The organism is uncultured Veillonella sp., from assembly GCF_963522475.1.
Lineage (GTDB): Bacteria > Bacillota > Negativicutes > Veillonellales > Veillonellaceae > Veillonella.
In genome coordinates this window covers 94410-120959 of the sequence record NZ_CAUQYW010000004.1, presented here as the reverse complement: position 1 = coordinate 120959, position 26550 = coordinate 94410, and the positions used below count along the sequence as shown (strand labels likewise).

At 36.4% G+C, this 26550-nt stretch carries 27 protein-coding genes and 1 riboswitch; of the genes, 26 read left to right on the top strand and 1 reads right to left on the bottom strand.

The window, feature by feature from the left end:
• The first annotated feature begins 6 nt into the window (after positions 1–6).
• From scpB to RWP19_RS03775, 12 genes are all read left to right on the top strand, one after another.
• A complete protein-coding gene (gene scpB / locus RWP19_RS03830) occupies positions 7–516 on the top strand; it encodes an SMC-Scp complex subunit ScpB (RefSeq protein WP_314356536.1) in 510 nt (169 codons plus the stop codon).
• Position 517: 1 nt separating this feature from the next.
• Positions 518–1246, top strand: coding sequence for a pseudouridine synthase (locus tag RWP19_RS03825; RefSeq protein ID WP_295993019.1), 729 nt, complete (start codon positions 518–520; stop codon positions 1244–1246).
• Entirely contained in the window at positions 1243–2490 is a 1248-nt protein-coding gene (locus tag RWP19_RS03820; RefSeq protein ID WP_314356535.1) for an NAD(P)/FAD-dependent oxidoreductase, read from the top strand. Before RWP19_RS03825 ends, RWP19_RS03820 begins: the two co-directional genes overlap by 4 nt.
• Positions 2491–2498: 8 nt before the next feature.
• On the top strand, positions 2499–3173 hold the full coding sequence (cmk, locus tag RWP19_RS03815; protein WP_314356534.1) for a (d)CMP kinase: 675 nt from the start codon (positions 2499–2501) through the stop codon (positions 3171–3173).
• A gap of 1 nt (position 3174) precedes the next feature.
• A complete protein-coding gene (locus RWP19_RS03810) occupies positions 3175–3795 on the top strand; it encodes a 1-acyl-sn-glycerol-3-phosphate acyltransferase (protein WP_295210441.1) in 621 nt (206 codons plus the stop codon).
• Positions 3786–5684 (top strand): bifunctional 4-hydroxy-3-methylbut-2-enyl diphosphate reductase/30S ribosomal protein S1, encoded by a 1899-nt coding sequence (locus RWP19_RS03805; protein WP_314356533.1) that lies wholly within the window; start codon positions 3786–3788, stop codon positions 5682–5684. Before RWP19_RS03810 ends, RWP19_RS03805 begins: the two co-directional genes overlap by 10 nt.
• 113 nt (positions 5685–5797) lie before the next feature.
• Positions 5798–7132 (top strand): ribosome biogenesis GTPase Der, encoded by a 1335-nt coding sequence (gene der, locus RWP19_RS03800; RefSeq protein WP_060924659.1) that lies wholly within the window; start codon positions 5798–5800, stop codon positions 7130–7132.
• Complete coding sequence (gene plsY / locus RWP19_RS03795) at positions 7132–7728, top strand: glycerol-3-phosphate 1-O-acyltransferase PlsY (protein WP_314356532.1); 597 nt, start codon at positions 7132–7134, stop codon at positions 7726–7728. Before der ends, plsY begins: the two co-directional genes overlap by 1 nt.
• A gap of 3 nt (positions 7729–7731) precedes the next feature.
• Positions 7732–8730 (top strand): NAD(P)H-dependent glycerol-3-phosphate dehydrogenase, encoded by a 999-nt coding sequence (locus tag RWP19_RS03790; protein WP_295210804.1) that lies wholly within the window; start codon positions 7732–7734, stop codon positions 8728–8730.
• Positions 8731–8797: 67 nt separating this feature from the next.
• Positions 8798–9349 carry a 16S rRNA (guanine(966)-N(2))-methyltransferase RsmD gene (gene rsmD, locus RWP19_RS03785; RefSeq protein ID WP_295202633.1) on the top strand — a complete coding sequence of 184 codons (552 nt, stop codon included), beginning with the start codon at positions 8798–8800 and terminating at the stop codon, positions 9347–9349.
• A gap of 4 nt (positions 9350–9353) precedes the next feature.
• Positions 9354–9845 carry a pantetheine-phosphate adenylyltransferase gene (gene coaD / locus RWP19_RS03780; protein ID WP_314356530.1) on the top strand — a complete coding sequence of 164 codons (492 nt, stop codon included), beginning with the start codon at positions 9354–9356 and terminating at the stop codon, positions 9843–9845.
• Positions 9846–9856: 11 nt separating this feature from the next.
• Positions 9857–10324, top strand: coding sequence for a hypothetical protein (locus RWP19_RS03775; RefSeq protein WP_005386756.1), 468 nt, complete (start codon positions 9857–9859; stop codon positions 10322–10324).
• A gap of 40 nt (positions 10325–10364) precedes the next feature.
• Here RWP19_RS03775 and RWP19_RS03770 read toward each other — a convergent pair whose 3' ends face one another.
• Positions 10365–12080 carry an NFACT family protein gene (locus RWP19_RS03770; RefSeq protein ID WP_314356529.1) on the bottom strand — a complete coding sequence of 572 codons (1716 nt, stop codon included), beginning with the start codon at positions 12078–12080 and terminating at the stop codon, positions 10365–10367.
• Positions 12081–12207: 127 nt separating this feature from the next.
• On the opposite strand from RWP19_RS03770, the gene RWP19_RS03765 reads away from it, so the two are divergent.
• The 14 genes from RWP19_RS03765 (at position 12208) to pknB (ending at position 26546) form a co-directional block, all read left to right on the top strand.
• Complete coding sequence (locus RWP19_RS03765) at positions 12208–13089, top strand: YicC/YloC family endoribonuclease (protein WP_314356528.1); 882 nt, start codon at positions 12208–12210, stop codon at positions 13087–13089.
• 14 nt (positions 13090–13103) lie between these two features.
• On the top strand, positions 13104–13373 hold the full coding sequence (remA, locus tag RWP19_RS03760; RefSeq protein ID WP_005386753.1) for an extracellular matrix/biofilm regulator RemA: 270 nt from the start codon (positions 13104–13106) through the stop codon (positions 13371–13373).
• Positions 13374–13381: 8 nt separating this feature from the next.
• Complete coding sequence (gene gmk / locus RWP19_RS03755) at positions 13382–14011, top strand: guanylate kinase (RefSeq protein WP_314356527.1); 630 nt, start codon at positions 13382–13384, stop codon at positions 14009–14011.
• A gap of 4 nt (positions 14012–14015) precedes the next feature.
• Positions 14016–14231, top strand: a complete 216-nt coding sequence (gene rpoZ, locus RWP19_RS03750) for a DNA-directed RNA polymerase subunit omega (RefSeq protein ID WP_295209403.1) — start codon at positions 14016–14018, stop codon at positions 14229–14231.
• 53 nt (positions 14232–14284) lie between these two features.
• On the top strand, positions 14285–15478 hold the full coding sequence (gene coaBC, locus RWP19_RS03745; RefSeq protein WP_314356526.1) for a bifunctional phosphopantothenoylcysteine decarboxylase/phosphopantothenate--cysteine ligase CoaBC: 1194 nt from the start codon (positions 14285–14287) through the stop codon (positions 15476–15478).
• A 148-nt stretch (positions 15479–15626) separates the two neighbouring features.
• Positions 15627–15727: riboswitch (SAM riboswitch) on the top strand.
• Positions 15728–15780: 53 nt separating this feature from the next.
• Entirely contained in the window at positions 15781–16971 is a 1191-nt protein-coding gene (gene metK, locus RWP19_RS03740) for a methionine adenosyltransferase (protein ID WP_295209396.1), read from the top strand.
• 60 nt (positions 16972–17031) lie between these two features.
• A complete protein-coding gene (gene priA / locus RWP19_RS03735) occupies positions 17032–19215 on the top strand; it encodes a primosomal protein N' (protein ID WP_314356525.1) in 2184 nt (727 codons plus the stop codon).
• A 13-nt stretch (positions 19216–19228) separates the two neighbouring features.
• The gene (gene def / locus RWP19_RS03730; RefSeq protein WP_005386746.1) at positions 19229–19717 is read left to right on the top strand and encodes a peptide deformylase; all 489 of its coding nucleotides are present in this window, start codon (positions 19229–19231) and stop codon (positions 19715–19717) included.
• Positions 19710–20720, top strand: a complete 1011-nt coding sequence (fmt, locus tag RWP19_RS03725; protein ID WP_314356524.1) for a methionyl-tRNA formyltransferase — start codon at positions 19710–19712, stop codon at positions 20718–20720. The genes def and fmt overlap by 8 nt, the downstream gene beginning before the upstream one ends.
• Complete coding sequence (locus RWP19_RS03720; RefSeq protein ID WP_314356523.1) at positions 20704–21486, top strand: DUF116 domain-containing protein; 783 nt, start codon at positions 20704–20706, stop codon at positions 21484–21486. Before fmt ends, RWP19_RS03720 begins: the two co-directional genes overlap by 17 nt.
• Positions 21479–22834: a 16S rRNA (cytosine(967)-C(5))-methyltransferase RsmB gene (gene rsmB / locus RWP19_RS03715; protein ID WP_314356522.1), complete on the top strand. Its 1356-nt coding sequence runs from the start codon at positions 21479–21481 to the stop codon at positions 22832–22834. Before RWP19_RS03720 ends, rsmB begins: the two co-directional genes overlap by 8 nt.
• Positions 22835–22852: 18 nt before the next feature.
• On the top strand, positions 22853–23899 hold the full coding sequence (rlmN, locus tag RWP19_RS03710; protein ID WP_314356521.1) for a 23S rRNA (adenine(2503)-C(2))-methyltransferase RlmN: 1047 nt from the start codon (positions 22853–22855) through the stop codon (positions 23897–23899).
• Positions 23892–24593 carry a Stp1/IreP family PP2C-type Ser/Thr phosphatase gene (locus RWP19_RS03705; RefSeq protein WP_295209380.1) on the top strand — a complete coding sequence of 234 codons (702 nt, stop codon included), beginning with the start codon at positions 23892–23894 and terminating at the stop codon, positions 24591–24593. The genes rlmN and RWP19_RS03705 overlap by 8 nt, the downstream gene beginning before the upstream one ends.
• A 27-nt stretch (positions 24594–24620) precedes the next feature.
• A complete protein-coding gene (pknB, locus tag RWP19_RS03700; RefSeq protein ID WP_314356560.1) occupies positions 24621–26546 on the top strand; it encodes a Stk1 family PASTA domain-containing Ser/Thr kinase in 1926 nt (641 codons plus the stop codon).
• Positions 26547–26550: the final 4 nt, after the last annotated feature.

The window sequence follows — 26550 nt, the reverse complement described above, 5'->3', positions numbered from 1 at the left end:
GGCTATATGAGCTTACCAACAATGCATTTAGAGGCCGTACTGTTCTCATCGGCAAAACCTATATCAATAGAAATGCTGGAAGAAGTATTTGAACTTTCAAAAGAGGAAGTACAAGATTATATAGATACATTATATCGTGAACTAGAAGAGCAAAATCGCGGCATCCGTTTGAGAGTATCTGGAGCTGGTATTGAGTTAGTTAGTGCCATGGAAAGTGCTGATTATGTAGGTCATATCCGTAAGAGAGAAGATAAATTATCTAATGCAGCGATGGAAACATTAGCTGTTATAGCCTATAAACAACCTATAACTAAAGCTGAAATCGAAGAAATCCGCGGTGTAAATAGCGATAAGATTATTAAACAATTACTCAATCGCTCTCTTATTGCGGAACTAGGTCATAAAGATACTGTAGGAAGACCTATTCTTTATGGAACAACTGATGAGTTTTTAAGAAGTGCTGGTGTAGAATCTATTGAAGCTTTACATCAAGAAGTTTTAGAAACAGAAGGATAATATGGAACGTTTACAAAAATTTATTGCTAGTTGTGGTATAGCATCACGACGTAAGGCAGAAGAATTGATTACAGAGGGAAAAGTTCAGGTTAATGGTCGTAGAATCACTGAATTAGGTGTAAAAGTTGACCCTCAAAAAGATAAAGTTAAGGTTAATGGTCAATTATTAGCCCAAGAGAAACCAGTTTATTACTTGTTAAATAAACCAAAGGGGGTTATTACATCTGTTTCTGACCCTCAAGGTCGTGAGACTGTTTTAGATTATATAAAAAATGAATCAAAACGAATCTATCCAATAGGTCGCCTTGACTTATATACAGAAGGGTTATTGTTATTGACTAATGATGGTGAGTTGGCTCAAAACTTAACTCATCCGTCTAAGGGCGTAGAAAAAACATATGAAGTGCGTATTAAAGGGCGTGTTCGTGATGAAGATTTACAGGTTATTGCCAATGGTGTAGAACTGGAAGATGGTATAACAGCTCCTGCAACAATTGTAGATCTTGGTTTTGATGATCATAATGGTGTTCATGAAGTAGAAATTACAATCCATGAAGGTCGTAATCGTCAAGTTCGTCGTATGTTTGAACACTTTGGATACCGTATTCATAACTTAAAACGAATTGCTTATGCTGGACTTACCTTAGGTGGTGTTAAACGCGGTGGTTCTCGCCAACTTACAATTCGTGAAGTGAAAGCTCTAAAAGAGTTAGGAGCAGGTAAGAAATGAAGCAAATCGTAGTCATTGGCGGTGGTGCAGCAGGTCTTATGGCAGCTGTTATAGCTGGTCGTGAAGGGGCACGTGTCATCTTACTCGAAAAAATGAATATGGTTGGTAAGAAGATGGGCATTACTGGTAAAGGTCGCTGTAATATTACAAATAGTGCGGATATGGCCGAGTTTATTAAAAATACGCCTGGTAATGGTAAGTTCCTATATGGCGCTTATGAACGCTTTAGTAATGAAGACCTGCTTGAATTATTACATAGTTGGGGATTGAAAACTAAAGTAGAACGAGGGGGCCGTGTATTCCCAGAATCTGATTCTGCCTTAGAAGTACGCAATACCTTCATGAAAATCCTTAAAAAGTATAAAGTGCAAGTTCATTTAAATGAACCTGTTACATCTATTACTGTTGAGGATGGTCGTGTTGTAGGAGTTACAACAGATAAGGAACAATATGCTTGTGATGCCGCCATCATTTGTACAGGTGGTGCCTCTTATCCGTTAACTGGTTCTACTGGTGATGGATATGCTTTAGCTAAAAAAGTTGGTCATACCATTACAGATATAAGACCATCATTGGTACCAATTGTAACAGGGGAATCTTGGGTAAAAGATATTATGGGGCTTAGTCTTCGTAATGTTGAGGTATCCGTTATTTCTAAAAATAAGTTACAAGCGAAACAATTTGGGGAAATGATGTTCACTCATTTCGGCCTTACGGGTCCTACAATCTTGTCTTTAAGTCATACAGTAGGTAAATTGTTGCGTAAGAAAAATCCACAAATCACTATTGAAATAAATCTTAAGCCTGCATTAACTGCAGAAGTTTTAGACAAACGCTTACAGAAGGATTTTGATTTATATTCAAAAAAACAATTAGCTAATGGAATGAAAGATTTGTTACCTGTCAATCTGATTCCGATTGTGATAAACCTTGCTGAATTAGATCCAAGCAAACCAATTAATCAAATTACAAAAGAAGAACGTATGGGCTTATGTCATGTATTACAACATATGACATTAACTGTAAAGGAGTTACGCCCTGTAGCAGAAGCAATTGTTACAGCCGGTGGTATTTCGTTAAAAGAGTTTAGTCCCAAAACCATGGAATCTAAATTGGTGAAAGGTTTATATGGTGCTGGTGAGGTTTTGGATATTGATGCCTTTACGGGCGGCTATAATTTACAAGCAGCTTTTTCTACTGGTTATGTGGCGGCTATGCATGCTGTACATGGTGATGAAGAATAGAGGTTATTATGAATACTAGAAAAATTGCCATTGCTATTGATGGTCCTGCAGGGGCTGGTAAAAGTAGTATTTCAAAAGTAGTGGCCAATGAATTGGGTTATTTATATATCGATACAGGCGCTATGTATCGAGGTGTAACATGGGCAGTTCTCGATAGCCATATTGATGTGAAAAACCAAAAAGATGTAGAGGAATTGCTCCCTTCATTAGATTTAACATTAGAGCCTACTGCAAATGCTTGCAAAGTATTTGTAAAAGGTCAAGACGTGACGAATCTAATTCGACAACAACAAATCAATGAGAATGTATCAACCATTGCTTCTTATAAAGGTGTTCGTGAATACTTAGTTGAACGTCAACAAGCTATGGCTGCTGTTGGTGGTGTTATTTTAGATGGTCGCGATATAGGTTCTGTTGTACTACCAAAGGCTGAGTTGAAGATATACTTAACAGCATCTGTAGATGCACGAGCAAAACGTAGATGGCTTGAAGTTCAAGGCACTTCTAATGAACAATCATTAGAAGACATCAAAAAGAATGTTGAAAGTCGCGATGAAATGGATAAAAATCGCGATGAATCTCCACTGGTGTGCGTTGAGGATGCTATTGTTGTGGATTCTAGTAACATGACGTTTGATGAAACAGTGGAACATATATTACATCTTGTACAGGAGCGAATCTAAAATGAATAAATTTTCTACATGGCTTTGGCGTACTGCCTTTTGGTTGCGCTATAAAGTCGGCTATGGACTAAAGGTGTATGGGCGTGATAATTTTCCTATGGAAGGTCCCGTTATTGTTGTACCGAACCATTTGAGTAATAATGATCCACCTATTTGTGGATATGCATTACCTAGACATGTACACTTTATGGCGAAACAGGAATTATTTGTGAATCCCATTTCTCGATTCTTTTGCACTTGGCTTGGTGCGTTTCCGCTAAATCGCGGTGCTATCGACAAAGTAGCTATACGTCATGCCTTAGGATTATTGAAAGATAAGAAGGTACTGGGGATATTTGCTGAAGGAAACCGTCAAAAGAGCGGTAAGCTTGGAAGATTTCATGATGGTGCAGCATCAATTGCATTGCGTACAGGTATTGGTATCACACCAGTTGCTATTATTGGATCTCATAATATGAAGAAAAATCAAGTGGCTTGTATTATTGGAAAACAAGTTCCTGTAAGTAAAGCTAAACCAACACCTGAAGCAATCACAGAGGTTAATGACCGTGTTAAAGGTGAAATTCAACGCATGATAGATTCGTATCATGAAAATCGTATAGAGGAGACTTTATGGAAATAATTTTGGCTGAAAACCATGGTTTTTGTTATGGTGTTAAACGAGCCGTTGAAATGGCTAATGAAGCTGCCGATGGTAAGGGTAAAAGTTATACATTAGGCCCTATCATTCATAATCCTCAAGTTGTAGGACGCCTTGAAAGTAAAGGTGTCAGCCCTATTCAAGAGGTAGCAGATATTGACGAAGGGACAATGATTATTCGATCTCATGGTGTAGGCCCTGCTATTTATGCAGAAGCTGAAGAAAAGGGATTACATATTTTAGATGCAACATGTCCTCATGTTAAAAAAGCGCAACAAGATGCTAAGTCTGTCATAGAAGATGGAATGACTTTGGTGATTTTGGGCGAAAAAAACCACCCTGAGGTCAAAAGTATAAATTTATGGGCAAATAATAAGGGGATAATCATCGAAGATGAAGAATCCGCTGAAAAACTACAAATTGTGGAAAAAATGGGTGTAGTTGTACAAACTACCTTTTCACAATTCAAATTTAACAGTATAATAGAGATATTAGAGAAAAAATCTAAGAATCTTAAGGTTTTCAAAACGATATGCAATGCAACGCAAGAACGACAGAACTCTGCCGTTGACTTAGCACGTAATGTAGATCTTATGATAGTGATAGGCGGTAAGAACAGCGGCAATACAAACCGATTGGCAGAGGTTTGTCGCGACGTTGGATGTACAACATATCACATTGAAACTTCTACTGAATTACAACTGGAATGGTTTAACCGAGTACAGACGGTAGGAGTAACAGCAGGAGCATCGACTCCCGACTGGATTATTAAGGAGGTCATTGAGACAATGAAAGATTTTGCAGAATTATTAGCAGCCGAAGGTCAAGAAGAATTTAAGAAAGGGAACGTTGTAGAAGGTACAGTAGTTCAAGTTGAAGATGAACGTGCTTATGTATCTTTTGGCTACAAAACTGAAGCCATTTTGAACAGAACTGAAATTTCTTATCCAGCACCAGAATCTGCCAAAGATGTGTTGAAGAATGGTGATGAAATTAAAGCAGTTATCATGAACCACATCAAAGAAGATAATCCTATTTATCTTTCCATGACTCGCTTGGCTAAAGATGAAGATTGGCAATATGTTATCGAAGCACAAGAAAAAGATGAAGCTATCGTTTGTAAAGGTATTGATGCTATCCCAGCAGGTTTGGTAGTAACAGTTAAATCCCTTCGTGGTTTCATTCCATTGTCCCAAGGCGATGTACATTTCGTAAAATCCTTGGACAATTTGGTTGGTACAGAATTCGAAGCTAAAGTACTTGAAATCGATGAAAAGAAAAACCGTTTGGTTCTTTCTCGTCGTGCAGTATTGGAAGTAGAACGTCAAGCTAAATTAGCTGAAGCATTGAAAAACATCAACGTTGGCGACAACTATAAAGGTATTGTTCGTAAAATCATGCCTTATGGTGCTTTCGTAGATATCGGTGGTATTGAAGGTTTACTTCACATTTCTGATATTTCTTGGCAAAAAATTAAAAAAGTGGAAGATGTTCTTTCCGTTGGTCAAGAAATCGAAGTTAAATTACAATCCTTCGACGCTGAAAGCAACAAATTATCCTTGTCCTTAAAAGCTTTATCTAAGAGCCCATGGGACGTAGCTGAAGAAACATTGCATGTTGGCGATGTTATCAACGGTAAAGTTGTTCGTTTGGTAGCTTACGGTGCATTCGTAGCTGTTAACGACGACATCCAAGGTTTACTTCACATTTCTCAAATTACAAAACAACGTAATGCGAAAGTTGAAGATTACTTGAACCGCGGTCAAGAAGTTGAAGTAAAAATCATTTCTCTTAACAAAGATGAAAAGAAATTGGGTTTGGCTTTAACTGAATTGATGGAAGCAAAAGAATCTACAGAAGACGCTGAATAATTCATTGTCTAATATAAGGCTAACCAAGGTTTTCTTGGTTAGCCTTTTTGCGTACTATACGTAGAATATGATAAAATATAACAATGTATTAGATTAGATAATGAGGTGAGACCATGGCAAAACCATTAGTGGCCGTTGTAGGTCGTCCAAATGTAGGTAAATCTACACTTTTTAATGCCATTGTTAATAAACGGATCTCTATTGTTGAAGATATTCCTGGTGTAACACGGGATCGCATTTACTTTGACGCAGAGTGGTTAAATCGTGAATTTACAATGATAGATACAGGTGGTATCGAATTCATAACAGATAATAGTCATGTTATTCCTAAGATGATGCGTTTACAAGCTGAATTAGCAATTGAAGAAGCGGATGTAATTTTATTTGTTGTTGATGGTAAACAAGGGATTGTTCCTGCCGATGAAGAAGTTGCAAATATATTACGTGCTAGCGGCAAACCTGTAGTTTTAGTTGTTAATAAAATTGACAGTGTTAATCAAGAACCTAATATTTATGAATTCTATAATCTTGGCTTAGGTGATCCAATTGGTATTTCCGCTAAGAATTTAATGAATTTAGGTGACTTGCTAGATGATACGGTTAAACATTTCCCTCCAGTTGGTACAAATGTTGATGATGAAGATACTATTCATGTAGCTGTTATTGGCCGTCCTAATGTAGGTAAGTCTTCATTGACTAATGCCTTATTAGGTCAAGACCGTGTAATCGTATCTGATGTAGCAGGTACAACACGCGATTCTATCGATACATATTGGACTCATGGTGATCAAAAGTTTGTTCTTATAGACACCGCAGGCATGCGTCGTAAGTCTAAAATTGAAGAAGCAGTTGAGCGCTATAGCATTGTTCGTTCCTTACGTTCTGTAGATCGTTCGGATATTGTTGTTCTTGTGCTTGATGCTCAAGATGGTGTTACAGAACAAGATAAAAAAATTGCTGGTTATGCCTATGAAGCAGGCAAGGGTGTAATTATTGTTGTAAATAAATGGGATCTTGTTGAAAAAGATGATAAAACAACATTGCGCTTTACTGAAGATATTTATGATGAATTAGGGTTCTTACAATTTGCACCGATTCTTTTTGCATCTGCATTGACTAAGCAACGTATTCATCGATTGGCGGATATGTTGAAATTCGTATCCGAACAACAGTATCGCCGTGTATCTACAGGTACGTTAAATCAATTGTTACAAGATGCGCAAACAGTAAATCCAGTACCATCTCGCAATGGTAGAATTCCTAAGATTTACTATATGACACAAGCAAGTGTTAAGCCACCGACATTCATTTTGTTTGTCAATGAGCCAGAGTTGATTCACTTCTCTTATATGCGCTTCTTGGAAAATAGATTACGTGAGTCTTTTGGCTTTGAAGGAACACCAATTCGTTTAGTGTTGCGTGGTAAGAAACGGGATGATGAAGACTAATGGATATTATGGTTATCGTATATGCTGTATTGGCATATCTTATTGGTTCAATTCCTAGTGGTTTAATTATTGGTAAGACCTTCTTTAATACAGATGTCAGACAATATGGTTCTAAAAATATAGGTGCCACTAACACATATCGTGTTATAGGTCTCAAAGCTGCATTACCTGTATTTCTTTGTGATGCCTTAAAAGGGGCTGCTGGGGTAGTATTATTATCCTCTTATGGACCTATGTATATGATTTTAGGTGGTATCCTTGCTATGATGGGCCATAACTGGTCTATATTCTTATGCTTTAAAGGTGGTCGTGGCGTGGCTACAGGACTAGGTGTTTTAATTGCTTTATCACCTTTAGTGGCGTTAATTGCTTTCTTGGTATGGGGCATTATTGTGTATTTCACTAAACTCGTATCTTTAGGATCAATTATAGCCGCTGCTTTAGTACCAATTTTGATGTACTTTATAGGCGAATCTTATTGGTTCGTTGGCTTTGGCGCTTTGGCCGCTTTATTTGTCATTATTCGCCATTGGGATAATATTAAACGTTTACTTGCAGGTAATGAGTTAAAAGTAGAACGTATCAAAAAGGATTAATATATGAATGTTGTTGTTGTCGGCTCTGGTAGCTGGGGTACTGCTCTTGCTATTAAATCCGTATTAGCTGGAAATACTACAACTTTATATTGTCGTCGCCCAGAATTTGCAGATCAATTAGCTAAAGATTTAGAGAATAAAGAGTATTTACCTGGCGTAACATTGCCAAAGGAATTAGTATATAGTTCAGATCTTGCTACCTCTATTAAAGGGGCTGATATCATTCTCATGGTTACGCCATCTGTACATGTACGTACTAGTTTAGAATCTATTAAACCATATGCTCATAAAGAACAATCATATATACTTTGTTCAAAAGGTATAGAGCGTACTACTGGCAAATTGCTGACTATAGTTATGAGAGATGTTCTAGGAACGGTTGGATGTAATCTCGCTGTTTTATCTGGTCCAAATCATGCGGAGGAAATTGGACGAGATTTACCGGCTGCATCTGTTTTAAGCACAGAAGATCTTGATGTGGCTATGATGTTACAGAAATCATTATGTAGTCAAAACTTTAGAATTTATGCAAATACTGATATTACTGGGGTTGAGTTAGCGGGGGCTACAAAGAATATTATTGCTCTCGCTGCTGGTATTGTAGACGGTCTAAAGTTAGGGGATAACTGTAAAGCATTGCTCTTAACACGCGGATTACATGAGATGACCCGTTTTGGTGTAGCTTTGGGAGCGAAAAAGGAAACTTATGCGGGCCTAGCTGGTATGGGAGATTTGATTGCCACTTGTATGAGTCCCCATGGTCGCAACCGGGCTGCTGGACAACAATTAGCAGATGGTAAAACAATGGACTATATTATTAATCATACGAATATGGTTGTCGAAGGTTTCTTTGCTACGGACATTGTTTATAAAATGGCTTGTGAACATCATATTGAAATGCCAATAACAAAGGCTTTATATGAAGTTTTATATGAAAAAAAATCTCCTGCTTTGGCATTAGCAGAATTGATGGGACGAGATATTAAAATTGAAGTATCATAAATAAAAGATACTTTTAATTTGGTTATTTATATACTATAATTAATGAGTATAATCTTGTGAGGGTTGTATGCGAATTATTGGCGGAACTGCAAAGGGACATACTATAAAAGCACCTAAAGGGGTAGATACTAGACCTACACTTGATCGTGTTCGTGAAAGTGTGTTTAATGTATTATCTAATAGAGGTATATTTGGTACTCATGTATTAGATATATTTTCTGGTACTGGTGCAGTAGCTATTGAAGCCTTAAGTCGTGGTGCAGCACATGCAGTAGCGGTAGACTTTAAAACAGGAAAATTGATTTTGGAGAATGCCAAACATTGTCATGTGGAAGATCGGTTAGAAATCATTCCGAGGAAACTTTCACAATTAAAAAACTATATAATGGGACAACAGTTCGATTATATTTTTTCTGATCCACCATATGAAAATGGATTTATACAAGACACCATAGATTTAGTGGTATCCTATGATTTATTAAAACCTGAAGGTGTTTTACTATTAGAACACCATAAGGACGAGGTATTTACCTTGCCTGAGTCATGGGAATGTATAAAAGAACAGAAATTTGGTTATACGATGGTTTCCTATTTTGTAAACACAGCTGAAAGGAGCTAAACCTGTGCGTATAGGTGTGTGTCCGGGTAGTTTTGACCCAGTTACAAATGGACATGTTGATATTTTTGAACGGGGCAGTCGATTAGTTGATAAATTAATCATTGCTGTCAGCTCTAATCCGAATAAAAATTCCTTGTTTACCATGGAAGAACGGGTTGAGATGATTCGAAATTCTGTCAAACATATTCCTAATGTTGAAATTGATTGTACAGGCGGCTTGCTTAATCAATATGTTAAATCTAAGAATGCGACTATAATCATTCGAGGATTGCGAGCTTTAAGTGACTTTGAATATGAATTTCAACGTGCGTTGTTTGCAAAATATTTGGATGATGATATTGAAACTGTATTTATTATGACAAATAACAAATACTCTTTCGTCAGCTCCACAGGTATTCGTGAACTTGCAAAATTTGGCGGTAAGCTAGATGGTTTAGTTCCGAATGATGTTAAGGAAAAACTTGAAGAACGCTTTAATACGGTCCATAATAAATAGGGGTGAAATGTATGAAAACAGAAAAATTATTAGAAGATTTAGAGGTTCTTATTGAATCTAGCAGCCGTATTCCTATGACTACAAAACGTATGGTTGAGGAAGACGAAATTATGCGTATTATTGATTCCATTCAAGAGTCCTTACCATTGGAACTTGAAGAGTCTCGTCGTATTGTAGCTGATAAAGATAAAGTACTAGCTGATGCTCAACGTCAAGCTGAAACTTTGATTGATCAAGCTAAAGATTACATTGCTAAATTAACTGCTGAAAGTGAACTTGTTAAACAAGCTCAAGAACAAGCTAATCAAATTATCAATGCAGCTAACCAATCCTCTGAAGAATTGAAATCTAGCTCTATTCAATATGCTGGCGATGTTCTTAAATATGTGGAAAACAACTTAGAGAAAACATTGGAAAGCTTACGTCAAAATCGTGAAAGTTTGAAACAAACTGAACAACGTACAGAAGAAAACCAATAATATAAATAAAAAGAAGCGAAGGAAATCCTTCGCTTCTTTTTTATTCCTTATAATTAGCTGGTTTTTTAGGTTCTACAATCATCGTTTGATGAGTATTAAAAATAACGAATCCTAGAGGAGACCCAGGTGGCTTTTTGATATTTTTAATATATGTATAGTCCACAGGCACTTTACTAGTTTCGCGAGCCTTACTAAAATATGCTGCGTATTGAGCAACTTTAGATAAAATCATATCATCTGGCTCTACATTAAGTCTTAATATGAGATGGGAACCTTGAATATCTTGTGTATGGAACCAAATATCTGTTGGTTTGGCAAATCGATGAGTTAAATATTCATTTTGTTGATTGTTACGGCCAATAAATATTTCACCTTCATCAATGGTTAAATGAATGTAGTTTGATTTACCTAACTTATAAGAGAGAGGTTTTTTAGATTTTTTTATGATGCCAGCATCCATACATTCTTTACGAATTTCTTCTAAGCTTTCGCGGGTGGAAGCTAGTGAAATACTATACAAAATCGATTTGAGATATTCCAGTTTTGTAGTACTAGCATTAAGTTGATATTCACCACTGACCATACGATTTTTCAATTTCGTATAGAGTTTATAATACCATTGACCGTTTTCTACAATTGTAAGATTTGGCTTTAGAGGAATTGTTAATAATTCTCCATCTTCAGAAAGAAGATTTGGTAATTGGATAGAAGGTTCATATTGAACTTGTAAGTGAGCATTAATCATTAAGATATCACCATATAGTTTATATGTATCCATTTTATTGGTGTCATCTAATTCATCTTTAATCTTTTGATGACGACCTTCTTCTTTTTTTATGGCTGCTGTTAAGATCTTTTCTAGTTCTTTATCTGCAGTGTGAATAGATTTTGTATTATGAATCGATTCTTCTAAGGCTTCTGAAATCGTACTATATTCTTTAAGTACTTTATAATTTTGTAGGATAAAAGTGGCGTGTGCTTTTTTATTACTATCATTAATTAAAGTAAGCAAACCATTACTTTCATTGAGCTTAATTTTTAACTCATATAACGCCTTAGCTAAGGCATCAACTTGCGTGGGAATTAAGTCACTTATGATTTCATTACCACTAAGATTTGAAGTCAATAATACTTCATCCAACAAAGGTTTACCAAAACCGTTAAAGATGGCACGTATAGATTGTTGTACAGTGCCATCACCGAAGGAGATAAGTAAATTTTTGATTTCGTTATAATCAAAATCCATTAAACTTACACGATTAGCATTAGGTGGTAATTCATAGTGTAGTTTAGGACTTATAGAACGTTCACGATTCATTAAAGGTGATACATGAATTAATGATTCTAGAATAACTCCATCTTGAACAAAGATACAGTTTGAATACTTGCCCATTAGTTCCACATAGATAAATGTACTCGTAATAGAACCATCCATTTCAAGCTTATCCGTTTGGATACACATGATTCGGTCACCATTGATTTGTTCAACCTTTACAATACGGCTACCTTCAATATGTTTGCGAAGAAACATACATAAAGAGCTAGGTTCCTTTGGTAAGTCTTGGAGTGGTTTACTGAGATACATCGCAGGGGTTGCACCAACAGTGATAATCAAGTTTTGGTCATCGTTAAGTGCACGAATCTTAAATAGTAATGTGGTTTTATCTATTTGATATAATTTTTGTATTTGACCCGTTTGTAATCGCTCGTTTAGTTCTTTAGCGAGAACAGACATGGTAAGTCCGTCTAAATTCATGGTACTCCTTTCATTTCTATTTAGAAGTATAGTTTAGTATAACATAATGTACATATAATTCTCAGTATTTAAACACGGAATGTATAATTCGTGGTACAATAATAAAAACTGCTAAGGAGGATATTACATGAAAAGTATGACCGGTTTTGGTTCTGGCACGGCAACCAAAGATGGCATTACCTGTACGGTAGAAATTAAGTCCGTAAATGCGCGATTTTTGGATTTATTTATACGTAGTCCAAAGCAAATAAATCCTTTTGAAAGTATTATTCGAGGATTGGTACAAGATCGAATTGCTCGAGGTAAGGTTGAAGTATCTGTTTCTATTCAGGATGCAGGGGAGAGACTTAAAACTTTTACAATAAATAGTGCATTGAGAAAGCAGATACAAGAATTGCTTGTTCAAGAAGAATTTTATGATGATCCGAAAAAGGTTCCTTTACAAGCGGTCAATTCTATCTCTAATGATTGGATTCAGCAGCAAGATACACCAATTGCAGAAGAAGTGCTTTCAGATATAGTGAAAGAATCTACAAGTTTCGCATTAGATGCATTGATTGCTATGAGAACCGTAGAAGGTCAACATATTAAACAGGATTTATTGGAGCGTATCACTACATTAGAAGAAATCATCAAAAATATTGATGAGAATAAGGCGGGGGCTGTAGAGTCCTATCGTGAGCATATAAAAGGTAAAATCCAAGAATACTTAGTTTCTTTGGATGCTAGTATAAGCGAAGATCGTTTTTTGCAGGAAATTGCTTTATTGGCTGATAAGACTGATATTACGGAAGAGATTGTCCGATTTACCTCACATGTGGTACAATTAAAAAACACACTTGTAGATGAGAATTCCATCGGACGTAAGGTGGATTTTATTTTGCAAGAAATGAATCGTGAAGTAAATACAATTGGTTCCAAAGCTATGGATTCAAGTATTACAGAATTTGTGGTTCAACTGAAATGTGAGTTAGAAAAAATTAGAGAACAAGTACAGAATGTAGAGTAATAGGAGGTCCATAAATGAGTATTCAATTATTGAATATAGGCTTTGGTAATATGGTATCTGCTAATCGTGTTATGGCTATTATTAGTCCTGAATCTGCACCAATTAAACGCATGGTTCAAGATGCACGTGATAAGGGCCTGCTTATTGATGCTACATATGGTCGTAAGACTCGTGCTGTATTAGTTATGGATAGTGGTCAAATTGTATTATCTGCAATTCAACCAGAAACCGTAGCACATCGACTTGTGCAATATGATGTAGACGAAGATACAGTAGAATCATAGGAGTACATATGTCAGACAGAGGATTATTAATCGTTATATCCGGGCCATCTGGCGCAGGTAAAGGTACGATTTGTGCGAATATTCGAAAGGAAATGCCCAATTTAGTTTATTCCGTGTCTATGACTACACGGGCACCACGTGTTGGTGAAGTGGAAGGGGTTAACTATTTCTTTCGCTCTAAAGAAGAGTTTGAGACTTTATTAAGTGAAGAGGCATTTTTAGAATATGCAAAGGTATATGATAATTACTACGGTACACCAAAACAACATGTAATGAATTTATTAGATGATGGTAAAAGTGTACTGTTAGAGATTGATATTCAAGGTGCAATGCAAGTAAAAGAACGTTTTAGTGATGCTGTATTTATTTATATAGTGCCACCGTCTTTAACTGAATTGTCTGAGCGATTACATAATCGTGGTACAGATGCAAAAGAGGTTATAGACAAACGGTTGTCATTAGCTTGCTCTGAATTGGCATTAGCTCATCGATATGACTATATAGTTGTTAATGATGATCTAGAAGAGGCATCGGAGAAGGTTGCTTCTATTTTACGAGCTGAAGCGTGTAAAATAAGTCGTAATAAAGAACAAATTCAATTTATTTATAAACAATATCAAGAGTCTAAGGAGAAGTGATAGTATGATGGTAAAACCTCCATTAAAAACATTGGAAAAACAAGTTGATAGCAAATATACTTTGGTAACATTAGCAGCTAAACGCGCTCGAGAATTAACAGATGGTGAGTCTTGTTTAGCTGAATCTACACATCCAACTGACAAGCCTGTATCCTTGGCATTCTATGAAATTGCTGAAGGTGAAGTGACTTATAAGCGCACTAAAGAAGGCATTAAATAAGAACAAAAATTCCTTGTATCCTAGATACAAGGAATTTTTAAAAGGAGAAGAAAATGCGAGGAAAACATATCATTGTCGCTGTATCCGCAGGTATTGCTGCATATAAGGCAATTGAAGTAGTTAGCAGACTTCGTAAAAAAGGTGCTGAAGTGAAGGTTGTTATGACTCAAAATTCCACTCATATAGCTTCACCTCTAACATTTGGTGAAATTAGTGGGCATCCTGTAGCTATCGACATGTTTGAACAAGTACATCAATGGGATGTGGAGCATATTGCATTAGCAACCTGGGCAGATGCATATGTGGTTGTACCAGCAACAGCTAATGTAATTGGCAAAATATATGCAGGCATTGCAGATGACATGCTAACAACAACGATAATGGCTACTACAGCACCTAAATATCTCTGTCCTGCTATGAATACAGAAATGTATAGAAATCCTATTACACAACGAAATTTAGAAGGATTACGGAGTTTAGGTTATCATATTATGGAACCGGCTGAAGGATGGCTTGCTTGTGGTGTTACTGGTGTTGGACGCTTACCAGAGCCTGAGGCTATTGTAGAATGGCTTGAAGCTCAAATGTGTAGTTCTAAGGAGCTAGAAGGTACTACAGTACTTGTTACAGCTGGTGGTACGCAAGAGAATATCGATCCTGTTCGTTATATTGGTAATAGATCTAGCGGTAAGATGGGGTATGCTATTGCTGAACAAGCGGCACAAATGGGTGCTAATGTAATTCTAGTGAGTGCTCCTACATCCTTACATGTACCAAGTGGAGTAAATTTTATTTCTGTTGATTCTGCTTTATCTATGCAACATGCTGTGGAATCTCGATATGATGAGGTAGATGTTGTTATTATGGCCGCAGCAGTGTCTGATTTTAGAGTTCTTCATAAGGCAGAACAAAAAATCAAAAAAATGGAGGCTATGACATTAGAACTTGTTAAAAATCCAGATATTCTACAAGATTTAGGCAAGAAGAAGCAGCATCAAATACTTGTGGGCTTTGCTGCAGAAACTGAACATATTATTAAATATGGTCAAGATAAAGTGGTTCGAAAGAATTTAGATATGCTTGTAGCAAACGATGTTAGTAAATCTAATGCAGGCTTTAATGTAGATACAAATGAAGGCTACTTTTTATATCCTCATAAGGAGCCAAAAGAAATGCCTAACATGAAAAAATCTGAACTAGCTCATAATATTATGAAAGAAGTTGTAGAATTAGTAAAAAATAAATAATTTCAATTCATGTTAATATTTTACATTACAAGTATTGTAAATTTTATACTGATATTAATAAGATTAAATATGATTTGATTTTATTAAAAGTGAAAGAAATATAATAATGACTTGCTTTATCAATGTAAATACACTATAATGTTTTTGTAACTCATCAAGAGTAGTGGAGGGATAGGCCCTGTGAAGCTACAGCAACCATTCCAAGAGGAAAAGGTGCTAATTCCTATGACAAATGTCGTTAGATGGGAGGGTCTCTCATGAGTACATGAGAGGCTTTTTTTTGTATTAGGAGGATTAAATAAATGGCTGAAAAACATATGTTTTTTACTTCTGAATCTGTTACTGAAGGCCATCCAGATAAAATAGCTGACCAAATTTCTGATGCTGTTTTGGATGCAATTATTGAAAAAGATACGACTGCTCGTGTTGCTTGTGAAACTTTAGTTACTACCGGTCTAGTGCATGTAGTAGGTGAAATCTCTACAAATACATATGTGGATATTCCTCGTATTGTACGTGATACTATTAGAGATATTGGCTATACACGTGCTAAATTTGGTTTTGACTGCGATACTTGTGGTGTACTAGTTTCTATCGATGAACAGTCTGCTGATATCGCTATGGGGGTTGATGAAGCACTTGAATCAAAAGACGGTAATGGTGAAGTACTAGATAAAATTGGTGCTGGTGACCAAGGTATGATGTTTGGTTATGCAACTAATGAAACACCTGAACTTATGCCTATGCCTATTTCTTTGGCTCATCGTTTATCCCGTCGTCTTACTGAAGTTCGTAAAGATGGCACTTTAACTTACCTTCGTCCAGATGGTAAAACTCAAGTTACTGTTGAATATGTTGATGGTAAACCAAAACGTATTGATACAATTGTTATCTCTACACAACATAGCCCTGAAGTTACGCAAGAACAAATTAAAGCAGACTTGAAACGCTTTGTTATCGATGCAGCATTGCCTGCTGAATTTGTTGATGAAAATACAAAATATTTCATTAACCCAACTGGCCGTTTCGTAATCGGTGGCCCTCATGGTGATGCTGGTTTAACTGGTCGCAAAATCATTGTAGATACTTATGGCGGGATGGCTCGTCATGGCGGCGGTGCTTTTTCTGGTAAAGATCCATCCAAAGTTGACAGATCTGCAGCATATGCAGCTCGTTATGTAGCTAAAAATGTTGTTGCTGCAGGTTTAGCAGATAAATGTGAAGTGCAAGTAGCCTATGCTATTGGTGTTGCGAAACCTGTATCTATCTTAGTTGATACTTTTGGTACAGGTAAGATTGAGGAAACTAAAATTCAAGAACTCGTTAAGAAACATTTCGACCTTCGTCCAGCAGGTATTATTGAAATGCTTGATTTGTTAAAACCTCATTATCGCAAAACTGCAGCATATGGTCATTTTGGTAGAACTGATGTAGATTTACCTTGGGAACGTACTGACAAAGCAGAAATTTTAAAAGCTGAAGCTGGCTTATAATACAAAAGGTCTTAGTAGAATTTCTACTGAGACCTTTTATAGTAAATGAAAGGATATAGTATGCGTGTCGCAAAAGTTATAATTAATAGACCGGCTAAACAACTTCATAAACCATTAAGCTACTTAATGCCTGAAAAGTTTGGTAATGTCTTACCTGGTACACGTGTACTTATTCCGTTAGGCAATAGTCGTGAAGAGGGGATTCTGATTGGTTATGAAGAATTATTGGAACCCCCAGATTTCACTTTGCGAAATATAGTTCAAGTATTAGATAATGAACCTTGGTTTACACCTGAAATGATGGACACTGCTCGTCGGTTAAATGAATATTATTTATTTTCTTATGGCGATGCATTACGCTTGTTTACAGTTAATAAAACTTTAAAATCTTACGAGGCTCCTAAGGAAGAATGGCTTGTCGTTACGCCTGCTTTCACCGTAAAACAATTTAGTGAGCGAAAAAAGAAACAACGAGAATTGGCAAAATATTTACTTGACGTAGGGGGTGCATCAAAAGCTATATTATTGGCTAAAGGTTTTTCACGAATGGTAATTAAACAAGTTAGTGAAGCTAAGGGGATTACTATTGAAGCAAGATTTAAAGCTACAAAAACCTCTTTTGATGAACTATTTACAGAAGAAGTAAATATACCATTAACTGATGCCCAACAAGCTGTGTATAAACCCATACAAGAGGTGATGAATACACATCAGCATAAAACTTTTTTGTTGCATGGTGTAACAGGTAGTGGTAAAACTCAGCTGTATTTAAAAGCTACAGCAAAATGTATTAGCCAAGATAAGACTGCTATTATACTTGTTCCTGAAATTATTCTTACCGATCAAATTGTACGGCGCTTTGTAGAAACATTTGGTGATGAAGTCGTTGTCTTTCATAGCAAATTAACGGTACAACAACGCAATAATAACTGGGAGCGTTTACGTCGTAAGGACAGTCATATTATTATTGGTGCACGATCAGCAGTATTTGCTCCAGCTGAAGATATTGGGCTTATTGTAGTCGATGAAGAGCATGATACGTCTTATAAGCAAGAGGATATGGTTCGTTACCATGCTAGAAATGTTGCATTATGGCGTGGGGAAGCACATAGTTGCCCTGTAATACTAGGTTCTGCAACACCATCTGTTACTTCCTATTATAAAGCTAAGCAAGGGGAGTATCATTTGCTTGAACTACCACATCGAATTTTTGAACAACCAATGCCAAAAGTAACTATTGTTGATATGAAGGAAGAAATTCTTCATGGAAACTATTCTGTTTTTTCTGATGCTATGAGTAGCTTAATCCAAAAAACATTGAATGACCATAATCAAATGATTATTCTTTTAAATAGACGTGGGTATAATACATTTGTTATGTGTAGAGATTGCGGGGAAACTATTATGTGTCCTCATTGTGATGTGGCTATGGTATATCACCAAGCGGGTGAAGAATTACGTTGTCATTATTGTGAACATCATGAATTAATTCCTACTATATGTCCTAATTGTAATAGTAAACGTATTAAGTTCTTTGGATCAGGTACACAAAAGGTGGAAGAAGAGTTACGACGACACTTTAAGTCTGCTCGTATAGCACGCCTAGATCAAGATGTAACGAAAAACAAACAATTAGCAGAAGATATTTTACATGACTTTGGAGTTCATAAATATGATATCTTGTTGGGAACTCAAATGGTATCAAAGGGGCATGACTTTAAAGATGTAACGGCTGTTGGTATTTTAACAGCCGATTCAGTTTTAAATATTCCTGTCTACACTGCATCTGAACGAACTTTTGACTTACTTACCCAAACATCTGGTAGGGCCGGCCGAGGTGATAAAACTGGCAGTGTAGTAATACAAACATATAATCCTTTAAATTATGCTATAATAAAGAGTAAGGCTCATGACTATGTAGGCTTTTACAATGAAGAAATTCAAAATCGTAAAGCCCTAGGATATCCTCCGTTTAGAGAGATGATTCATATGGTAGTGCGTCATCAAAACATGGAAACCTTAGACGCCACTGCTAATCGTATTGTAAGCGACTTAGAGGCTCATAAAGGTGATACTGATATCCTCATTAATGGACCTTATGAAGCGAGTATCAAAAAGATACGGGATATGTATCGCTTAGCAATTATGATTCGCGGTACTAATTTATCAAATTTAAAAGAATATATATATAATTCATGGATTTTCACACAAGAAGGACTTTTGATTGATGTAGATCCTGTTTAGTATAGGAGTATAAATGGCAGTATTAGATGTTGTAAAAGCAGGTCATCCCGTTTTAAAACAAATTGCAGAACCTGTAGAACATGTGAATAAAAAACTTAGAGCCCTTATCGATGATATGGCGGAAACAATGTATGAGACTGAGGGTGTTGGACTTGCTGCACCTCAAGTAGCGGTGTCAAAACGAATTATCGTCGTAGATGATCATGCCGGTAGTGGTCTCATTGCATTAATTAATCCTGAAATTACGCATGCTGAGGGATCTCAAGTGGGACCAGAGGGTTGTTTAAGTGTACCAGGGTATTTTGGCGATGTGGAAAGATTCGACAAAATTACCGTTAAAGGTATAGACCCTCATAATAAAAAGGTAACAATTAAAGCTGAAGGATTTTTAGCGCGCATTTTTCAACATGAGATTGATCATTTAGAAGGTCATTTGTTTATTGAAAAAGCAACTAACTTACGATTGATTACTGATCACCCAGAGGAGAAAGAAATTGTCTAATCAAAAACAATTGCGCGTCGTATTTATGGGGACGCCTGACTTTTCGGTTCCTACTTTGGAAGCATTAATAAAGGCTGGTCACTCTATTGTTGGTGTATACTGTCAGCCAGATAAACAAAAAGGTCGCGGTAAACAAGTTCAAATGCCACCTGTAAAAGTGGCAGCTTTAAAACATAATTTACCTGTATTCCAACCGGTAACATTACGTGATGAACAAGTACAAGCAGAACTTGAAAATCTAAATCCCGATGTAGTAGTAGTTATTGCATACGGTAAAATTTTGCCGCCATGGCTTATTCGTTTACCACAATATGGATGTATTAATGTACATGCATCTATTTTACCTAAGTATAGAGGTGCTGCACCAATTCATTATGCCATATTAAATGGTGATAATAAGACAGGTGTTACAATTATGCATATGGATGATGGCCTTGATACAGGCGATATTATTGACATAGTTGAGACTGATATTTTGTGTGGTGAAACAACAGGGGAACTATTTGAACGTATGGCATTACTAGGGGGAAAAACAATCGTTCCAGTATTAACTCGGTGGATTAATGGAGAAATTGTGGCTACGCCACAAGATAATACAATGGCTACACATACTGCTAAGATTACAAAGGAAATGGGTCAGATTGACTGGTCTAAGTCAGCCCATGAAATTGTAAATCTTATTAGAGGTCTTAATCCAGCTCCTGGATGTTATACGTATCTTAATGGAAAACGTTTAAAAGTATGGTCTGGTGAAGTGGTTCCAAGTGATTCGACTCACGGTTTGATAGATATCCATGGTAAACATGTACCAATTGCTATATCAGCCACAACTATACCTGGTACAATCGTATCTAAAATAGCCGGGTTAGGTGTTTTTTGTGGTGATGGAAATATAATTCTATTGACAGAAGTCCAACCAGAAAATAAAAAACGCATTTCTGCTATTGATTTTATTAATGGACATCAGATAAAGGAAGGTATCGTTTTTGGAGACTCAATATAAGCAGTACGAAACGTATCCGTTATACCTGATATTATCATCAATTACATGTGCCATAATTACTGTAATTATGGGATTTCTGATGTATATATTAGAGCCTGGACTTTCACAATTACATCCTATTGCATCCATAATAAGTACAGTGATTTTTTCTGTATGCATTTGTGTTATATGGTTATTGTGCGCATCCTTGATTATTGCTAGTTTCGGTATACTACGGTTACATCCTATTGTTTTAAGGCTTGCTAACCAGTTTATATATGGACTGTTTCCACTATCCCTATTGATTGGTAAAGTGAGAGGGGTTACTAAGGATCAATTGCGTCAGTCTATGATTGACTTGATTAATCATCTAGTGATGCTTGATATGTATACAGTTGATCCAGAACGTATATTGTTATTGACACCTCATTGTTTACAAGAAAGTTCATGTGTTCATAAGGTTACACATGATGTATACAATTGTAAGCAATGTGGTAGATGCCAAGTTGGAAGTTTATTGCAAATTGCTAAAGAGTATGGCTGTCAATTTATAGTGGTAACAGGTGGTACATTAGCGCGAATGAAGGTAAAAGAAGCACGACCAAAGGCTATTGTAGCTATTGCTTGTGAACGTGATTTAGCAAGTGGCATGGCTGATGTATTTCCCATACCTGTCATTGGCGTTTTAAATGAAAGACCTAATGGACCTTGTTGCAATACTACAGTAGATCCTGAACGTGTTCGAGCAGCAGTTGAACAATTAATTGGTAGGAAAAACGATGACTGAAGTTAAAACGAATCAACAACTAAATATTCGATTGCTCGCAGTGAAGGCTTTGAGTGATATTAATCGTAATGGTGCTTATGCCAATATCAAGTTACAAGAGTATTTACAAAAATATCATTTATCCGATTTAGATCGAAGATTTTTCACGGAGTTGGTCTATGGTGTCATCCGTAGAAAAAATTATTTAGATGCCATTATTGTTCATTTCGCGAAAAGACCATTAAAGAAATTATCGTCCATGGTTGTAGAAATTCTTAGACTTGGCATTTATCAAATTATCTATATGGATAAAGTCCCTGAAAGTGCAGCGGTCAATGAATCTGTAAAACTTGCAAAAAAGTTAACTAGAGGATTATCTGGTTTTGTAAATGCCGTATTACGTTCAGTATTACGTGAAAGTGATAGTATTTCTATTGGTGAACTTGCCAAGTCTGAGGCTGAAGAAATTTCTTTCATTTATAATCAACCTTTATGGTTAGTTAATTTATGGATGAATGAAATGGGGAAGGATAAGACTATAGATCTTTGTGCTTGGTTTAATGAACAACCTCGGTTGACAGCACGTATAAATACTGTAAAAGTATCTATTGAGGATTGTTTAAAAGAACTGCGAGATTTAGGTTGGACTGTTGAACAGGACAATGATATTCCAGAAGTAGTTTATATTGATGCACATCAAGGGCACTTGGAAAAAGCAAAACCTGTTATGGAAGGTCATATTACCTTCATGGATAAAGCCTCTATGTTAGTTGCTCATGTAGTTGATCCTCAGCCAGGAGAGCGCATATTAGATTGTTGTGCTGCACCAGGTGGTAAGTCTATGCATATGGCAAGTCTCATGAATAATACGGGTGCTATTATGAGTTGTGATATATACGATCATAAATTAGAGCTTATGAATCAAAATGCTGAACGACTTGGAGTATCCATAGTTTCAACTAAGCTACAAGATAGTCGTAATTTACCCGATAATTGGAAAGAACAATTCGATCGCGTCTTAGTAGATGCACCGTGTTCTGGACTTGGCATATTACAAAAAAAATTGGATATGCGTTGGCGTAAAACACCATCTTTACTTACTGACTTGCCTCCATTACAGCTTGAAATATTAGAAAAAGCTGCTGAAATGGTTAAAGTTGATGGATATTTAGTATACTCTACTTGTACTATCAATAGTGGGGAAAATGAGGATGTACTAGAAAAATTCCTAGCAACTCATAAAAACTTTATCATTGATCCTGTATCATTTGATGAGTTGCCACAAGCTGTAGAGGGTATGATTACAACATATCCGCCACGAGATCAGATGGATGGATTCTTTATGGCTCGTGTAAAACGCATATCATAATAATAGAAATGGAGTACCATGATAGAATTATTGGGTAAGTCTTTAGAAGAGTTACAATCTATCTTTAAGACCCATAATATACAAAAGTTTCGAGCGAAACAGTTGATAGACTATATTTATCATAGATATATATTTGATTTTGAAGAGATGACGCAGTTTCCTAAAGAGTTGCGTCAATGGTTAAGTGATAACTGTGTTATTTCTTTACCAACATTAATTGCTGAGTCTATATCTCCAGATGGGAAGACTCGTAAAATCCTTGTTGAGATGACTGATCAAAGCCGGGTAGAAGCCGTTTTAATGGAGCAACATTATGGATACTCTGTATGTGTTTCTTCTCAAGTTGGCTGTGCCATGGGCTGTGTATTCTGTGCCTCTACACAGGGTGGTTTATATCGTGACTTAACAGTGTCTGAAATCATTGGACAAGTCGTTATTTTCGGAGCTCTTACAAAAGAGCAAATCCACTCTGTTGTAGTTATGGGGGCAGGTGAACCATTACAAAACTATGATAATGTTCTTCAGTCACTGCAGCTATTACATGATCCTATGATTTGTAATATTAGTTATCGTAAGATGACCATTTCTACTTGTGGGTGGGTTCCTAACATCTATAAATTGGCTGATGAAGGGTTACCTATAACATTAGCACTTTCGTTACATGCTACAAATAATGAAGTGCGTCGTAGTATTATGCCTGTTGGGGCTCGTTATGAATTGACGGAAGTCTTAGATGCGGTAAAATATTATTATGATAGGACTCAACGTCGTATCACCTTTGAGTATATTCTTATAGATTCGGTGAACGCATCTATGGAAGAGGCTCATGCATTGGGGAAAATCTGTAAAGATTTTCCAAATTGCCATGTTAACTTAATACCTGTTAATGGCAATGAACATATAGAATTATATAAACCATCTATTACGAATATGAATACATTTAAAGACATTGTTGCTTCTTATGGCGTATCGGTAACAGTACGTAAAGAGATGGGCGATGCCATCCAAGCCGCATGTGGGCAGTTAAAAGCCGCTCATGGTCGGAAAAAGGAGAATCATGAATAATTTTGTTGGTTTAAGTAAAATTGGACTTGTGCGTCAGCGCAATGAAGATCGATTTTTTATAGACGGTCCTATTTGTGCTGTCACTGATGGCATGGGTGGTTATAGTGGTGGTGAAATCGCTAGTACCTATGCGGTCGATGAAATAAAAGAATATTTGACCTCTCTTGAAACGGTTGGTCAACAAGACTTGTGTGATGCTATTATTCATGCAAATGAACGTATAGTCAATCGCGTAGCTCATGAAGAGCGTCTTGCGGGTATGGGGACCACTGCTGTTGTTACGGCTATTAATGGTAATCAATTATACTGGGCAAGTGTTGGGGATAGTCGTTTGTATGTATATAGAGATGGTCTTTTACGACAAATTACTACAGATCATTCTATGGTACAAGAATTATTAGCTGCTGGAGAGATTACTAAGGATGAAATGCTAAATCATCCTCAAAGAAACTTATTAACCCGTGCAGTCGGTGTTGATGATACTTTAGAGGTAGATAGTGGTGTAGAATCTATTCTTCCAGGTGATCGTATTTTACTTTGCACTGATGGATTATGCGGTTATGTATCAGATGATGTTATTGCTAGTGCATTACAATCTACTGATGATGATATGAAAGTTGTAGAATCATTAATGGAATCCGTATATGATGTGGGAGCAGGAGATAATGTGACCATTGTGGTAGGAACAATCTAATCTAGAAATGGAGAAATAATGAGTACTATGAATATAAAAGGTATACTTCTAGATAACCGCTACCGAATTGTTGATAAAATTGGTGTTGGCGGGATGGCTGACGTATATCTTGGAGAAGATACCTTACTAGGTAGACAAGTAGCAATTAAAGTATTGCATGCTAACTTTGCAAATGATGATGAGTTTGTTACGCGGTTCAAACGAGAAGCACAAGCGGCAGGTAAACTAAATCATCCTAATATTGTAAATATGTATGATGTAGGGTTTGATCAAGACTTACACTATATCATTATGGAATATGTAGATGGTGAAACACTAAAAGAATACATTACTCGTCATGGCAGACTATCCATAGATGAGGCTGTAAAGTTCACTATTGCTATTGCTGAGGGCTTAGAACACGCACATACAATGGGTATAGTACATTGTGATATTAAACCACATAATGTGATTATCACACGTACTGGTCGTGTAAAAGTAACTGACTTTGGTATTGCTCGAGCTATGAATGCAACTAATACAGTGATGTATACGAATTCCATTTTGGGATCAGCTCATTATTTATCACCTGAACAAGCTAGTGGTAAACCAGTTGATGGTAATACTGATATTTACTCTTTAGGGGTTGTTTTATATGAGATGCTTACTGGAAGGGTTCCTTTTGAAGGTGAAACACCAATTGCAGTTGCATTAAAACATGTACGTGAAAAAGTAGCTCCTCCTACTCGATATAATCCGTCAATTCCACCGCTTCTAGAAGCTGTTGTAATGAAGGCCCTATCGAAAAATCCTGCGGATCGATTTGATTCTATTTCTGATATGATTAGTGACTTACGATTATCCCAAGGTTTTACAATGGGAAAAACACAACGTCATGAACCATATGATTTTGCAACACAAATGATTCCAGCTGTAGATCCTGAAGCAATGGAGGATTTTAGCACCATTCAAGAAGAGCAAGAAGATGAGAGTAAAAAGAAGAGTATGTTAAGTAAAATAGCATCTATTCCGCAAAAATATATTGTTCTTGGTGCAGCGGTTATTTTTTTAGTAGCCTTTTTAGGTGCTTTTTTGAGTTATGGTAATTTTTGGAGTAATACTACGGTAGACGTACCTAATGTTGTGGGTAAGCAAGTATCTGTAGCTAAAAATATTTTAGAAGACAAGCATTTGCGCGTATCTACAAGTGAAGTTACTAATCCTGATGTACCAGCGGGTCAAGTTATTTCACAGACTCCAGGTGCTGGGGAAAAGGTAAAAGAACAACGTACAATACATCTTGTTGTTTCTAGAGGTGTTGGTGATATTACAGTGCCGGATTTATCTGGATTAACTGTAGAGCAAGCGCGACAACGACTTAAAGATGTGGGGTTAGTTGTAGGAAAAGTAACTCAACAATCCGTTGATAATAAGCCTGATGGCGTTATCATTGCTCAAAGTCCATCTGGTGATTCTAAAGTTTCCAAGGGAACTACTATCGATCTTGTTGTAAATAAAGCAAAAGCTAAGAAAATTCAAATGCCAAATGTTATTGGTTTGATGTTAAAAGATGCTCGTGATACATTGAGTAGTGCTCATCTTGGTGTTAATCAAGTTGCTGGTTCTGTAGATGAAAAATCTATAGTAACAGAGCAAAGCATTAAAGCCGGGGACGAACTTGATGAAGGCTCTACTGTAAATTTAACTACCGAATATAAAGATGATAAGAAGAAATCTGATAAAAAATCAGATAGTAGCGGTAATAAAACAACTGGTACAGTAGACATTACAGTTCCACCGGGCTCTAAAAATCAAGAGCTTAAGATTGTTGTAAAAGATAATGAAGGTTCTGCTGTTATTTACGATGATACAAATAAACCTGGGGATCGTATTGTTAAAAAAGTGTCTGGTGTAGGTAATGTTCGTATTGAGGTTTACCTCAATGGTGCATTAGTACAAGAAACTGCATTATAGGGGA

Coding starts and splice junctions, on each gene's coding strand:
- scpB (WP_314356536.1), top strand. CDS start 7: ATGAGCTTACCAACAATGCATTTAGAGGCCGTACTGTTCTCATCGGCA.
- RWP19_RS03825 (WP_295993019.1), top strand. CDS start 518: ATGGAACGTTTACAAAAATTTATTGCTAGTTGTGGTATAGCATCACGA.
- RWP19_RS03820 (WP_314356535.1), top strand. CDS start 1,243: ATGAAGCAAATCGTAGTCATTGGCGGTGGTGCAGCAGGTCTTATGGCA.
- cmk (WP_314356534.1), top strand. CDS start 2,499: ATGAATACTAGAAAAATTGCCATTGCTATTGATGGTCCTGCAGGGGCT.
- RWP19_RS03810 (WP_295210441.1), top strand. CDS start 3,175: ATGAATAAATTTTCTACATGGCTTTGGCGTACTGCCTTTTGGTTGCGC.
- RWP19_RS03805 (WP_314356533.1), top strand. CDS start 3,786: ATGGAAATAATTTTGGCTGAAAACCATGGTTTTTGTTATGGTGTTAAA.
- der (WP_060924659.1), top strand. CDS start 5,798: ATGGCAAAACCATTAGTGGCCGTTGTAGGTCGTCCAAATGTAGGTAAA.
- plsY (WP_314356532.1), top strand. CDS start 7,132: ATGGATATTATGGTTATCGTATATGCTGTATTGGCATATCTTATTGGT.
- RWP19_RS03790 (WP_295210804.1), top strand. CDS start 7,732: ATGAATGTTGTTGTTGTCGGCTCTGGTAGCTGGGGTACTGCTCTTGCT.
- rsmD (WP_295202633.1), top strand. CDS start 8,798: ATGCGAATTATTGGCGGAACTGCAAAGGGACATACTATAAAAGCACCT.
- RWP19_RS03775 (WP_005386756.1), top strand. CDS start 9,857: ATGAAAACAGAAAAATTATTAGAAGATTTAGAGGTTCTTATTGAATCT.
- RWP19_RS03770 (WP_314356529.1), bottom strand. CDS start 12,080: ATGAATTTAGACGGACTTACCATGTCTGTTCTCGCTAAAGAACTAAAC.
- RWP19_RS03765 (WP_314356528.1), top strand. CDS start 12,208: ATGAAAAGTATGACCGGTTTTGGTTCTGGCACGGCAACCAAAGATGGC.
- remA (WP_005386753.1), top strand. CDS start 13,104: ATGAGTATTCAATTATTGAATATAGGCTTTGGTAATATGGTATCTGCT.
- gmk (WP_314356527.1), top strand. CDS start 13,382: ATGTCAGACAGAGGATTATTAATCGTTATATCCGGGCCATCTGGCGCA.
- rpoZ (WP_295209403.1), top strand. CDS start 14,016: ATGATGGTAAAACCTCCATTAAAAACATTGGAAAAACAAGTTGATAGC.
- coaBC (WP_314356526.1), top strand. CDS start 14,285: ATGCGAGGAAAACATATCATTGTCGCTGTATCCGCAGGTATTGCTGCA.
- metK (WP_295209396.1), top strand. CDS start 15,781: ATGGCTGAAAAACATATGTTTTTTACTTCTGAATCTGTTACTGAAGGC.
- priA (WP_314356525.1), top strand. CDS start 17,032: ATGCGTGTCGCAAAAGTTATAATTAATAGACCGGCTAAACAACTTCAT.
- def (WP_005386746.1), top strand. CDS start 19,229: ATGGCAGTATTAGATGTTGTAAAAGCAGGTCATCCCGTTTTAAAACAA.
- rsmB (WP_314356522.1), top strand. CDS start 21,479: ATGACTGAAGTTAAAACGAATCAACAACTAAATATTCGATTGCTCGCA.
- rlmN (WP_314356521.1), top strand. CDS start 22,853: ATGATAGAATTATTGGGTAAGTCTTTAGAAGAGTTACAATCTATCTTT.
- RWP19_RS03705 (WP_295209380.1), top strand. CDS start 23,892: ATGAATAATTTTGTTGGTTTAAGTAAAATTGGACTTGTGCGTCAGCGC.
- pknB (WP_314356560.1), top strand. CDS start 24,621: ATGAATATAAAAGGTATACTTCTAGATAACCGCTACCGAATTGTTGAT.